Source organism: Proteiniclasticum sp. (assembly GCF_003514505.1).
In the GTDB taxonomy this organism is placed as follows: domain Bacteria; phylum Bacillota; class Clostridia; order Clostridiales; family Clostridiaceae; genus Proteiniclasticum.
Window position 1 is genome coordinate 45,958 of sequence record NZ_DOPX01000009.1, and the last position, 12,692, is coordinate 58,649.

Sequence of the window (12,692 nt, forward strand, 5' to 3'; positions counted from 1 at the left end):
GGTAGCAAGATGAGAGTAGTGGTAGCAATGGACTCCTTCAAAGGAAGCCTCACTTCTCTGGAGGCGGGAAATGCCGTGAAGAAAGGAATTCTTCAGGAAGCCTCCTGCCAAGTGGTGGTGAAGGCTCTGGCCGATGGGGGAGAGGGAACCACAGAAGCTTTTGTGGAAGGCTATGGCGGTGAGATCATCACAGTGGCCGTAGAAGGACCCTATGGAAGACCAGTAGAAGCCACCTATGGCTGGCTGAAGGAAAAACAGATGGCCATCATGGAAATGGCCTCTTCCTCAGGAATCATGCTGGCAAAGAAAAGTGAGATGAATCCACTAAAAGCCAGCACCTTCGGATTTGGGGAAATGATCCTTGATGCCGCAGGGCGGGGCGCAAGAACCTTTCTTCTGGGCATTGGGGGCAGCGCCACCAATGATGGAGGGCTTGGAATGCTCACAGCCCTTGGGTATGAGTATCTGGATAAAGAAGGCGTCCCTGTGGATAAAACTGGGGAATCCTTAGGAAAGATCTGCTCCGTTTCCTTTGAGAAGGTGCATCCTCTCATTTCTCAGTGCACATTCCAGGTTGCCTGTGATGTGAACAATCCGCTTCTGGGTGAGCGAGGAGCCACGGCGGTCTACGGTCCACAAAAAGGGGTGACACCAGAAACAGGGAAAGTCCTGGAAGAAGGTCTTCTGAACTTCTCGAAGGTGACAAGAGATGCTCTTCATAGAGACCACAGCGACTCCTCTGGAGCTGGCGCTGCGGGAGGCTTGGGCTTTTCACTTCTTAGTTATCTGAACGCAGAGTTGAAAGAAGGGGTCAAGCTGGTGCTGGAAGCAGTGAAGCTGGAGGAAGATGTGAAGCATGCGGACATCATCTTTACAGGAGAGGGCCGCATCGACGCTCAGAGCTCCATGGGGAAAGCGCCCATGGGTGTCATGGAGCTTGCGAAGAAATACAATAAAAGAGTCATCGCCCTTGGGGGCAGTGTGACAAAAGAGATCTCTAAACTGAATGAATTGGGAATGGATGCCTGCTTCTCTATTCTGAACGAGGTGGTGACCTTGGAGGAAGCCATGAAGAAAGAAACAGCGGAGAAAAACCTGACGCAGACAGCCTCACAGATCATGAGACTTTTAGTTTAATATTGGGGGAAATGTGATGTTAAGACTAAACACAAAAAAAATACTGCCCGTGGTCTTTATCGCCTTAGGAGCTTTGTTTATGGCTGTAAGCCTCACTCAGCTGGGATTTTGGGTGGATGGTCCGGGACCTGGTTTCTTTCCTTCCATCATCTCAGCGGTGATGATGGTCATGGGGGTGGTAACCTTCTTTCTGACACTGAAAGACGACACAAAAGCAAAATTCCTAAAAGAAGAGCTTTTGGTCATCTATGCAGGTATTGGCATCTTTGCCGGAACCTTTATCATCGGTTTTGTACCGACCATTCTCGTGTATCTTTTCCTGTGGCTGAGAGTCTTTGAGAAAATCAGCTGGAAAGTAAGTGCAGTCATTGTAGCCATTGCCATGCTCATCACCATGGGTGTTTTCGGTACTTGGCTTGGCATCCAGTTTCCTTTGGGACTCTTGGAAAACTTTGTGGGATAGGGGGGAGAATAAATTATGGAAAATATTGAACTGCTACTGAATGGATTTATGGTTGCATTCTCACCAATGAATCTGGGGGCTGCATTTCTTGGTGCCATCCTTGGGCTCATCGTTGGGGCCATGCCTGGGATCGGATCTCTGGCTGGGGTAGCGCTTTTGCTGCCGCTGACTTATAAATTCAATCCCACCACCGCCATCATCATGCTGGGTGCTCTTTACTACTCCAACATGTATGGTGGAAGCTTCAGTGCCATTCTTCTGAATATCCCTGGAGATTCTCCAGCGGTGATGACGGCTCTGGACGGCTATCCCATGGCCAAGAAGAAAAAGAGGCCTGGACAGGCTCTCTTCACGGCCAATATGGCCTCCTTCATCGGAGGAACCATCGGCATGATCATCCTGACCTTTGCAGGTCCGGCTCTGGCAAATCTTGGGTTAAAGTTTGGTCCTTCGGAGATGACGGCCATCCTCCTTATTGCCATGACCTCCATCAGCTGGCTGGTGGGTGAGAATCCCATAAAAGGCGTTCTCATCACCATGTTGGGAATCCTTCTTGCCAGCATCGGCATGGATACCCTTTCCGGAGCGCCAAGATTTGATTTTGGCAATATGTATCTTCTGGGCGGCATTCCTTTTACTCCTTTTGTCATTGGAACCGTTGGGTTTTCCCAGGTGATCAGTCTCATGAGTGAGAGAAATAAAAAAGTTGAAGAAAAATTCGAGTCCAAACTATCGATCAAAGGAAGTATGCTGACGAAAAGGGATGTGAAAAGGCTCCTTCCACCTGCCTTGCGATCCGGATTTCTGGGCACCTTTGTGGGGGTACTGCCAGGAGCAGGAGCCACCACAGGTTCTTTCATGGGGTATGCCATGCAGAAGAAGTTCAAAAATGAGGAACCATTAGGAACAGGAGCTGTGGAAGGCATTGCGGCTTGTGAAGCGGCGAACAATGCTGCGGCTGCAGGGGCATTCGCTCCCCTTCTGGCCCTTGGTATACCAGGTTCTGGAACCGGCGCAGTTCTTCTTGGAGGACTGATGATGTGGGGACTGAACCCAGGTCCACTGCTCTTTCAGAATGAGCCGGAGTTTGCCTGGGGACTCATCGCTTCACTGTTCATTTCAAATATTATAACGTTAACCATCGCCATCCTTGTGATTCCATTTTTAACGAAGATCATCTCAGTACCGACCCGTTATATGATTCCCATCATTACGGTGGTGTGTTTTGTGGGTGCTTACAGCACCACCTACTCCATGTATGGCGTGTTTGTGATGCTGGCTTCCGGTATTCTCAGCTACTTCCTTCAGAAGAATGAGTATCCGGTGGCACCGATGCTTCTGTCCTTTGTACTGGCTCCGCTTTTGGAGTCCAACATGAGAAAAGCATTCATTATATCCGGTGGAAGCCTTAATATCTTCTTCACAAGACCCATTACTCTTGTGCTGATGATTGTGTTTATTTCCATCATTGTGGTTCCTGTGCTGAGAAGCATACTGTCAAAATTCGGGGTCAAGAAAAATCAAAGTGTTCCAAATTAAATTCAAATATATTATTGGGGGTACATTATGAAAAAGAAAATCATCTCACTACTGGTTGGGGCTATGTCACTGGCGGTTCTTCTCACAGGCTGCGGCGCGAAGGAAGGCGGAGCGTACAAACCCGCATCCAACGTCACCTGGATTGTCACCAGCGGACCTGGAGGGGGAAGTGATATCTTCACAAGAATGATCAGCGATATCATGACTACAGACAAGATTGTGGACAGCACCTTTGTTGTGACCAACAAGACCGACGGAGGCGGAGAAATCGGACGTAATGAAGTGGCAAACACCAAAGGCAATAAGGCCAATGACACCTTGCTCACCTTCAACAGCGGAGACTTAATGCCTATGGTTCTCAACACCAAGAACAGATCCGAGAACTTCAGGATCCTGGCCATCATGGCAGTGGACAAGCAGCTGATCTTCAAGGGCACTGAAACAAAGTATGAAACCTTTAAGGATGCCATCGAAGCGGCCAAAAACGGCGAGAGTGTTGTCATCGGCGGATCTAAAGGAGACGATATTGCGACCTACGAAGCCATGGTAGAAGAGATTGGGGTTTCCAAAGACAATATGAAGTTCATCACCCATGACTCCACTGGAGACGCCATCACTGCAGCTCTTGGCGGGCACGTTGAATTTGTCATCTCAAAGCCAGCAGCAGCGGCGCAGTATGTGGAAGCAGGTTCCCTCATTCCTGTACTGGCACTTTCTAATGAAAGATACACTGGAAATCTGGCAGATGCACCAACCCTTAGCGAAGTTGGGGACTATGACAATGTCGAGATTCCTGTATGGAGAGGCGTAGCGGCTCCAAAGGAAATGAGTGATGAGGCAGTGGCTTACTGGACAGAAGCACTGAAGAAAGTATCTGAATCAGATAAATGGAAGAACGACTACATTGAAAAGAACAAGCTGATTCCAGACTATAAGAATGCAGCAGATGCCACCACTTATGTGACCACCTATGAAAAGGACTTTATGACAGCCAACAACATTAAGTAAGATACCAGGAACAGGCAGGAGATTCCTGCCTTTCCTTTCACTAATGAGAACAAATGGAGGACGAATATGGAGATGAAACCAATCATTGGTCTCATTCTGGGGGATGCCTCAGGAGTGGGTCCTGAAATTATTGCAAAACTTGCGGCGAATGGCTTTTACAAAGAGCACTGCCGTCCTGTGGTTCTGGGAGATGCCAGAATTCTGGAGATGGGTGCTAAAGCATCTGGGGTAACAGTACCTATGGAAATCATCGGAAGCATCAGTGAAGCGACCTGGGAAAACGGAATTCCAGTGCTGGATCAGAAGAATCAGGATCCTTCCACAGTGGCATACGGCACACTTACAAAAGAGAATGGCAAAGTCACACTGGATCTTCTGAAGCTGGCCACGGATCTTTTCAAAGCCAAAGAAATACACGGATTCTGCTTCGGTCCCCTGAACAAGTCTGCAATGATCGAGGCGGGCTGTGCCTTTGAAAGTGAGCACCACTATCTGGCGCATCTTTTCGAGCATACAGCTCCATTTGGAGAAATCAACCATGTGGACAATCTCTGGACCACCAGAACCACCAGTCACATTCCAATCAAGGAAGTCAGTGAGAACCTCACAGAGAATAAAATTTTCCGAGCCATGACTCTGGCCCATGAGACATTGAAAGCTGCAGGGATTGAAAACCCTAGACTTGGCGTAGCTGCCCTCAATCCTCATGGAGGGGAACATGGCAAATGCGGACGCGAAGAGATTGATGTCATTGAACCGACCATCAGAAAGGCCAATGAGGAAGGCATCCATGCCATGGGGCCTTACCCTTCAGACATCCTTTTCATCAAAGCATTCCGTGGGGATTTTGACGGCGTGGTGACCATGTACCATGACCAGGGACAGATTGCGCTGAAACTGAAAGGTTTTGACCAGGGCATCACCATAGCAGGAGGACTTCCTGCACCTATTGTCACCTGTGCCCATGGAACTGCTTATGACATTGCTGGAAAAGGCATTGTGAAAACCTCTGCTTTTGAAAATGCAGTGAAGATGGCTTCCAGAATGGCTGTCCATTCCGTTCTGTAAATGATAGAATAAGAAAAAAGGGAAGGGGAACCTTCCCTTTTCACAGTGAAAAACAAGTGATGATGTAGAAGGAGAAAAGAAAAATGAAGACCATAGCACTGGTTCATACAGTAAAAACTGTTGCGAATACTTTTGATGAGAAGATCAGAAGCCGGGCAAAAGATCCTGTGAAGATCTATAATCTTCTGGATGATTTTCTTGCGCTCCATCCCAATGAAGTGGGTGAGTTCACCATCCTAAACAAGAACAGGCTGTATCATGATCTGAAAAATGCGGAGCTTACAAATGCTGACCTTATTGTAGTCACCTGCTCCACTTTAACGCCTGTGGTGGAGGAGCTTCGTCCGTTGATTTCTGTTCCGGTCATTGCCATTGATGATGCCATGGGGAGAAAAGCTGTGCGGATGGGGAAAAATATTCTCATTCTCGCCACGGCAGGCAGCACCGTGGTGCCGACCAGAAGGAAACTGGAGAGAGAAGCACTTCTTTTGGGGAAAGATGTGTCATTGAGCCAAAAGGTCTGTGCAAAAGCCTTTGATGCGCTAAAGGCCGGAAATACTGAGCTGCATGACCATCTTCTTCGGGCCGAAGTCAAAACCATAGGAGATGTGGACTGCATTGTACTGGCTCAGGCTTCCATGGCCCATCTACGGGAGGAGATCGAAAAGAGTACAGGAATCCCGGTTTTGGCCAGTCCAGATCTTTGCATTGATGAGATTCTGGAGCATCTGGAGAACTAGAAACAGTCAGGTCCTATAGGGTTAAAATGCATGGTCCGGAACTTCTGTTCCGGGCTTTTTCATTTGCTGAAGAACTCAAAAATACAGGATTAAGTGTCTGGTCAATAAAGTCTGTACCTTAGGGATAGAAAGAAATGGAAAGAAAATCAGACCAATAGGTTTCAAGTGCTTGCAGAAATGTAAATTTGAAGCTACAGTTGAAGAAAAGAACAGGATACATTGTATGGAGGAGAGGCATATGCAGCTATTAAAGAAGATCAACTATAGAATCACCCTCATCGCCCTCATTATTTTGGTGCAGCTTTTATGGGGGACACTGTTTCTGATGGATTTTGTGGGAAACCGTCAGTGGATCAGTGTGATGCTTTCCGCCCTCAGTCTATTGGTGGTATTGTTCCTCAATATGAAGGAAGAGAATGCCTCTTATAAGATCGGGTGGATCATACTCATTATGACGCTGCCCGTATTTGGAGGCTTGTTCTATCTTCTTTTTGGCAACAAAAGACCTTCCAGTTTCATGAGAATGAGACTGAAAAAGTCCCATGAATCCATTCATCCTCTTCTTCCACAAAGCAAAGAGATTTTAGAAAAGCTGAAGATGGACGATGACAGAGCCCACGGCACAGCAAAGTATGTGTCGAAGAAAAATGACTATCCAATCTATGAGAAGACAGATGTGAAGTACTATCCCGTGGGAGAAGAGATGTTCTCTGATATGATTAGGGCCATGGAGAAGGCAAAGCACTTCATTTATCTGGAGTACTTTATAGTGGAAGAAGGCCTCATGTGGAACCGTATGCTGGAGGTTCTTTCTGGAAAAGTACAGGAAGGGGTGGACGTCCGCATGATCTATGACGATGTGGGCTCTATGTTTCTTCTGCCTGGCGACTTTATCAAAAAAATGGAGGCTGCAGGCATCAAGTGTATGGCCTTCAACCGATTCCGTCCTATTTTATCTGTGGTGATGAACCACCGAAACCACCGAAAGATTCTAGTAGTGGACGGGCATACCGCCTTTACCGGCGGCATCAATCTGGCCGATGAATATATCAATGAAAAGGTCCGTTTTGGTCACTGGAAGGATACGGGCATCCGGCTAAGAGGAGAAGCGGTGAAAAGCTTCACCCTGATGTTTCTTGAAATGTGGAATGCCTTCCGAAGCGATGTGGTGGACCCGCTGTCGCTTCCTGAAGTTTTATACGCACCATCCTCCTTCACAGCAAAAGGCTATGTTCAGCCCTTTTCAGACTCTCCTTTGGATGATGAGCCTTTGGGGGAGAATGTGTATATTGAGATCCTTTCCCAGGCCAGGGACTATGTCTATATCTTCACGCCCTACCTCATCATCGACAATGAGCTGCAGTCTGCTCTTTGCCTGGCGGCAAAACGAGGTGTGGATGTAAGGATCGTAACCCCAGGGATCCCTGACAAGAAGCTGGTCTTTCGGATCACCAGGTCCAACTATATGCCTCTTCTGAAAGCAGGCGTTCGGATTTATGAATACAGTCCTGGATTCATCCACGCCAAAAGCTATGTCAGTGATGACGATATTGGGGTAGTTGGTACCATCAATATGGATTACAGAAGCCTTTATCTGCATTTTGAATGCGGTGCACTGCTCTATGGACATGAGGTGCTGAAGGATCTAAAGAAAGATGCCTTAGAGACCTTTGCGGTCAGCAAAGAGATCAAAAAAGAGGATCTGAAGGAAACGCTCTTTGCCAGAACCTTTGATGCTCTTTTACGCCTCTTTGCCATACTGTTCTAATGACAGTTATTCCTGAAATCTGAGAGGAACCATGGGTTTGGAGAAGTGGAGAATATGAACCGTCTTTCGTGCAATACCTTGAAGATGACTGAAAGGAAAAATACGAAAAGGAGTGAACCCTTTGAAGGGAACACTCCTTTTCACTCTTTAGGGGGTAACACGCACGAGAATCTTTCCCCTGGCATGCCTTGTGGTCAGTTCCCGGAGCCCTTCCTTCAATGCGCTGAAAGGGAGAACCTTTGATATCATAGGATCCACTTTTCCTGAAACCGTGAGAGCTGCAAGTTCTTCTGCCATGACACGGAGGTCTTTTCTTTGCAGGTCATTTTTCGAGCTGTGGGCTCCACCCAGGGCCAGGCTGTGGATAGAGACAGCTTTTCTGTAGGGGTTGAAACCCGTGAGATCCGGAAGATCCACGATGGAAATGAGATGGCCGTTGAAGGCAAGCCTATTAAGATCCTCTTCGGCGGATTCTTTACTCACTGTATTGAGAATGAGGTCTGCACCGAGAGATTTTGTGATGGTCATGACCCGTTCTGTGACATCCTCACTTTTATAGTCGATGACTTCGTCAGCTCCAAGACCCCTAACATAGGATTCATTCTCCTTGGAGCAGGTGGTGATGACGTTGAGACCCAGGCTTTTCGCAATCTGAAGGGCAAAGCCGCCAACTCCGCCTGCACCTCCATGGATGAGCACCCATTTCATATGGGCTGTGTTTACTTTTCTAGTGAGGGCCTGATAGGCGGTAAGACCTGCACAGGGAAGTGCAGCAGCGGCAGCAAAGTCCATACCATCAGGAATCTTTGCTGCAGTTAAGGCTGTGGTCACAGCGTATTCTGCAAAAACGCCTGGTTTACTGAGGTCTCCATGATAAAAGACCCGGTCTCCAACCTTGAAGTCAGTGACTTCCTCTCCTACCGCTTCCACTTCCCCGGCGCCATCCAGACCTGGCACAAAAGGATACACCCACTTTTTATGTCCTCCAGAAAGAACTTTATAGTCCACAGGATTCAGTCCTGCCACATGGATTTTCACAAGGATCTCACCTTTTTTTGGTTCTGGTATGGGCAGGTCCATGAGGGTCAGGTTTTCAAAAGAGCCTGGACTTTCTATTGCATATGCTTTCATTTTATTCACCTCGATCTTTTCATTGTGCCACAGGGATGACACACTACAATTCTACAATGACACTATGAAGCGGAGAAGTAGAACTGGTGAAATTTTTTTTAGATTCCCATGGATTGCGTCAGTTTTGCGTAACTTCTGTTCGGAATCCTTGCTATGATAAAAGAGAAAGAGGTGGTGACAAAGAGATGAAGGAACACATTTACATTGCAGAAGACGAGAAAGAAATCAGAGAGATGGTGAAGACCTTTCTCATGAGTGAAGGCTATGAGGTATCAGATTTTTCTACAGGAGATGCACTTTTTGAAAAGTTTCTTCAGAAAGAACCGGACCTTGTGATTCTAGATGTGCTGATGCCAGGGTCCAGCGGTTTTGACATCACGAAGAAAATAAGAGAAAGAAGCACTGTGCCCATCATCATCCTCACGGCCAGAGACAGCGATCTGGACTATGCCACAGGAATCAACCTTGGCAGCGATGACTACTTTACAAAACCATTCAGTGCCATTTCTCTGGTCATGCGGGTGAAGGCTATGTTAAGAAGGGTGCGCCTGGATCAGGAGAACCTCAAGGAAAAGGAAGAAGAGAATCTTTCTTTTTCTACCCTTAGTGTAAATCCAGGCACCATGGAGGTGCTGCTAGAGGGCAAAGTTTTAGAGCTTACGCCCACAGAGTTCCGGCTGCTTTCTTATCTTATGAAAAACAGTGACCGGGCGGTATCAAGAACAGAGCTTTTGGATGAAGTCTGGGGATACAGCATCGAAGTGGAGACGAGGGCTTGTGATGATACGGTGAGAAGGCTTCGTAAAAAGCTTTCCTCCTCCAACATCCGGATCGACAATATCTGGGGCTTCGGCTTCAGAATCATGGAGGAAGAGTCATGAAAAAACTGAAAAGCCTAAAAACCCGAGTGCTATTTCTGTTATCGGGCCTCATCCTTCTGGTGTTTCTTCTGATTTTTACTGCCTTTAATCTTCTCATCTCCAGCTATATTGAAAGCAGCGCTACGGAAGCCCTCACAAGGGTAAGAAGTGATGGGATTCCCAAAGACATGAAAGGTGGAAAAGTACCGCCGGAGAAAAAGTATCCGGAGATTCCAGGAGGATCCTCTCAGCGGCTTTTTGTGACAGAGGACTATGAGGTGCTGGTGCCTGATTTTTATCCAGAGGTCACGGAATCCTCTCCCCTTTTTGAAGTTAAAACTGCAGTGGAAGATAGAGAGATCTCTCTAGAGGAAGGGGGCGTGAAACGCCTTACCGCTGGAGAGGGGCTCTATTACTATACCGTGGTAAAGAGCAGATCTGTCACTGGGAGAGACCTTTATGAGGTGCATTTTATCAACATGAGCAATCTCTATGATTTTGAGAAAAACCTCTCCCAAATGCTCCTCTTTATTATGTCAGTGGCCCTTCTTCTCACGGTGATCCTTGGCTACTTTCTGGCAGGTAGAATTGTAAAGCCTGTGAAGGCACTGTCGGTTTTTGCCAAGAGAATGGGAGAAGGAGAGTATGGCAGTTTGGAGGAAGATTTTTCTGATCTGGAGCTTCATGAACTGAAAGCCGTTATGAATGAAACCAGTGAGAAGCTGAAAAAATATCAGGAAGACCAAAGGACATTCTTTCAGAACGCGTCCCATGAGCTGAGAACGCCTCTTCAGATCATTAAATCCAATGCGGAAGCTCTGGAAGTGGGTCTTCTTGAAAAAGAGAAAGCCCTGCCGGTGATGAAGCGTGAAGTGGATCATCTGGGAAGCCTCGTGGAGGATATCATACTTTTATCCAAACTGGATGCCAAAATGGAGGACTTAAGAAAAGAGAAGCTGGATCTTCGGGAGACCCTGTCTGCTTCCTCTGAGCGGTTCATGAGCCTTCTTCTGGAGAAGGGACTCACCATCCGGTATGACTTTCCAAAGGAGCCCGTTTATTTCATCTATGAGGAGAAGACCCTTGAGAGAGCCTTTGAAAACCTCCTGTCCAATGCGGTGCGTTATGCGAAACATGAAATCACCCTTGCGGTATCCAAGGCGGAAGGCCGCATTTTCATCCGAGTGGAGGATGATGGGGAAGGCATGGCGGAGGAGACCAGAAAGAAACTTTTTGACCGGTTTTATAAAGGGAAGGATGGTCAGCATGGCATAGGGCTATCCATTGTAAGGTCTGTGATCAGCGCCTATGAAGGGCGTATCGATGTAAAAAGCGGGAAAGACGGCACCGTATTTATTGTAATCCTGCCGGATTCTATCGAAAGTAAATCCCCATAAGTACTGTTTTTTATATGAAAGCTCCTTTTATATTAAGGGGCTTTTTCTTTTTTTATGTTTCAACTGCATCAGTTTTGCGTAACTTTTCGGTGAGTTTTTCGGAGATGCTCCTGATGCAAAGGGCTAGAATAAAACATGTAGAAAGGAGGAAGGAAGCGATGAAAGAACCATGTTATCGACATGAACTGAAATATCTCCTCTCCCCAGAGAAAGCAGAGATTTTATCCAAAAGATTGGAGAAATTCCTTCCAAGAGACCCTCATGTGAGAGGAAAAGGCTATACCATCAGGAGCCTGTATTTTGACAGCTTCAATGATGAGGCGCTTCAGGACAATCTGATGGGGGCCGCTCTCCGGGAGAAATTCAGAATCAGGCTCTATGAAGAAGACTTCACGCTGATCCGTCTGGAAAAGAAAGTAAAGCACCTGTCCCAGGGGTTTAAGGAGTCAGGCCTTCTTACGCCTTTGGAAACCAGTTGGATTCTGGAGGGGCGCTATGAGTTTCTCAAAGAGAAGAAGGAGAGGATTTTTCTGGACTTTTATATGGCGCTAAGGGGAAAGCTCTTAAGGCCGAAGGTTATTATCACCTATGACCGGGAACCGTTCATGTGGGAAGCTGGGAATGTGAGAATCACCTTGGACAGGAACATCAGATTCTATAGAAATCCTATGGATTTTTTGAAGAAGAATCTTTGCTGCCTGCCAGATGAAAAGAGAAAAGCACTTCTGGAAGTAAAATACGACGGGTTTCTGCCAAGCTTCATCCCGGAGATCCTTACTGGAGAAAACCCTCTTCAGACCGCTCACTCCAAGTATGTCCTGGGCAGACTTGCCCTGGATTATTGAAATAATCAAAAAAAGAAATGATAACGAAATGAGGAGATTAACATGACCTTTCAAGACATTCTTAAATCCAGTTTTCTGGAAAACCTGACTACCTTTTCCTTTTTGGATGCCGCCATTGCACTCTTTATGGCTTTTGCAGTAGGGGTTTTCATCCACACGGTGTATAAGAAGACCTTCAGTGGTGTCCTTTATAACGATGCCTTCAATACATCGTTGGTGCTTCTCACCATGCTCACTACCTTCGTCATTCTAGCGGTGACCTCCAATGTGGTGCTGTCTCTTGGCATGGTGGGTGCCCTTTCCATTGTACGTTTCCGTACCGCCATCAAGGATCCTTTGGATCTGGTGTTTCTTTTTTGGGCCATCGGTGTGGGGATTGTCCTGGGCGCAGGTCTTCTGCCTTTGGCACTTCTAGGCTCTTTTCTCATTGGACTGGTGCTTCTGCTTTTTGTCCGGGGCCATGGGGAGCATCTTTCCTATCTCCTTCTTCTGCATGTTTCTGATGAGTCTGTAGAGGTGGAAACCTTGGGAATTCTAAAGAAAGAAACAAAGAAAATGAGTGTCAAATCAAAGACAGTGCACCCTGGAGAGATTGAACTCATCTATGAGCTGCAGCTGAAAACAAAGAGCACCGCTTTCGTCAATGAGCTGGGTGCAATCAGCGGCGTAGAGGCTGTGACCCTCATGACCTCTCAGGGAGAGATCTCCGCATAATATAGAAAGAAAGGAAGAATGA

12 protein-coding genes are annotated in these 12,692 nt (G+C 47.0%); 11 read left to right on the plus strand and 1 reads right to left on the minus strand.

Annotated features, from left to right (window positions below):
* The first annotated feature begins 9 nt into the window (after positions 1 to 9).
* The 7 genes from DEF30_RS02085 (at position 10) to cls (ending at position 7,723) form a co-directional block, all read left to right on the plus strand.
* Positions 10 to 1,137 (plus strand): glycerate kinase, encoded by a 1,128-nt coding sequence (locus DEF30_RS02085; protein ID WP_294096006.1) that lies wholly within the window; start codon positions 10 to 12, stop codon positions 1,135 to 1,137.
* A gap of 16 nt (positions 1,138 to 1,153) precedes the next feature.
* Positions 1,154 to 1,600: a tripartite tricarboxylate transporter TctB family protein gene (locus DEF30_RS02090; RefSeq protein ID WP_294096008.1), complete on the plus strand. Its 447-nt coding sequence runs from the start codon at positions 1,154 to 1,156 to the stop codon at positions 1,598 to 1,600.
* Between the two features lie 15 nt (positions 1,601 to 1,615).
* Positions 1,616 to 3,139, plus strand: coding sequence for a tripartite tricarboxylate transporter permease (locus DEF30_RS02095; protein WP_294096010.1), 1,524 nt, complete (start codon positions 1,616 to 1,618; stop codon positions 3,137 to 3,139).
* A gap of 27 nt (positions 3,140 to 3,166) precedes the next feature.
* Positions 3,167 to 4,147 carry a tripartite tricarboxylate transporter substrate-binding protein gene (locus DEF30_RS02100; protein WP_294096012.1) on the plus strand — a complete coding sequence of 327 codons (981 nt, stop codon included), beginning with the start codon at positions 3,167 to 3,169 and terminating at the stop codon, positions 4,145 to 4,147.
* A gap of 66 nt (positions 4,148 to 4,213) precedes the next feature.
* The gene (locus DEF30_RS02105) at positions 4,214 to 5,215 is read left to right on the plus strand and encodes a 4-hydroxythreonine-4-phosphate dehydrogenase PdxA (RefSeq protein ID WP_294096014.1); all 1,002 of its coding nucleotides are present in this window, start codon (positions 4,214 to 4,216) and stop codon (positions 5,213 to 5,215) included.
* A gap of 83 nt (positions 5,216 to 5,298) precedes the next feature.
* Entirely contained in the window at positions 5,299 to 5,955 is a 657-nt protein-coding gene (locus DEF30_RS02110) for an aspartate/glutamate racemase family protein (protein WP_294096016.1), read from the plus strand.
* A gap of 238 nt (positions 5,956 to 6,193) precedes the next feature.
* Positions 6,194 to 7,723: a cardiolipin synthase gene (cls, locus tag DEF30_RS02115; protein WP_294096018.1), complete on the plus strand. Its 1,530-nt coding sequence runs from the start codon at positions 6,194 to 6,196 to the stop codon at positions 7,721 to 7,723.
* 147 nt (positions 7,724 to 7,870) lie between these two features.
* Here the strand turns inward: cls and DEF30_RS02120 are convergent, their stop codons facing one another.
* Positions 7,871 to 8,854, minus strand: coding sequence for a zinc-binding dehydrogenase (locus DEF30_RS02120; RefSeq protein ID WP_294096021.1), 984 nt, complete (start codon positions 8,852 to 8,854; stop codon positions 7,871 to 7,873).
* Between the two features lie 185 nt (positions 8,855 to 9,039).
* Between DEF30_RS02120 and DEF30_RS02125 the strand changes: the two genes are divergently transcribed.
* The 4 genes from DEF30_RS02125 (at position 9,040) to DEF30_RS02140 (ending at position 12,670) form a co-directional block, all read left to right on the plus strand.
* Complete coding sequence (locus DEF30_RS02125) at positions 9,040 to 9,735, plus strand: response regulator transcription factor (RefSeq protein WP_294096022.1); 696 nt, start codon at positions 9,040 to 9,042, stop codon at positions 9,733 to 9,735.
* Positions 9,732 to 11,111, plus strand: coding sequence for a HAMP domain-containing sensor histidine kinase (locus tag DEF30_RS02130; protein ID WP_294096024.1), 1,380 nt, complete (start codon positions 9,732 to 9,734; stop codon positions 11,109 to 11,111). The genes DEF30_RS02125 and DEF30_RS02130 overlap by 4 nt, the downstream gene beginning before the upstream one ends.
* A gap of 158 nt (positions 11,112 to 11,269) precedes the next feature.
* Positions 11,270 to 11,956, plus strand: coding sequence for a polyphosphate polymerase domain-containing protein (locus DEF30_RS02135; protein WP_294096026.1), 687 nt, complete (start codon positions 11,270 to 11,272; stop codon positions 11,954 to 11,956).
* 42 nt (positions 11,957 to 11,998) lie between these two features.
* On the plus strand, positions 11,999 to 12,670 hold the full coding sequence (locus DEF30_RS02140; RefSeq protein ID WP_294096027.1) for a DUF4956 domain-containing protein: 672 nt from the start codon (positions 11,999 to 12,001) through the stop codon (positions 12,668 to 12,670).
* Positions 12,671 to 12,692: the final 22 nt, after the last annotated feature.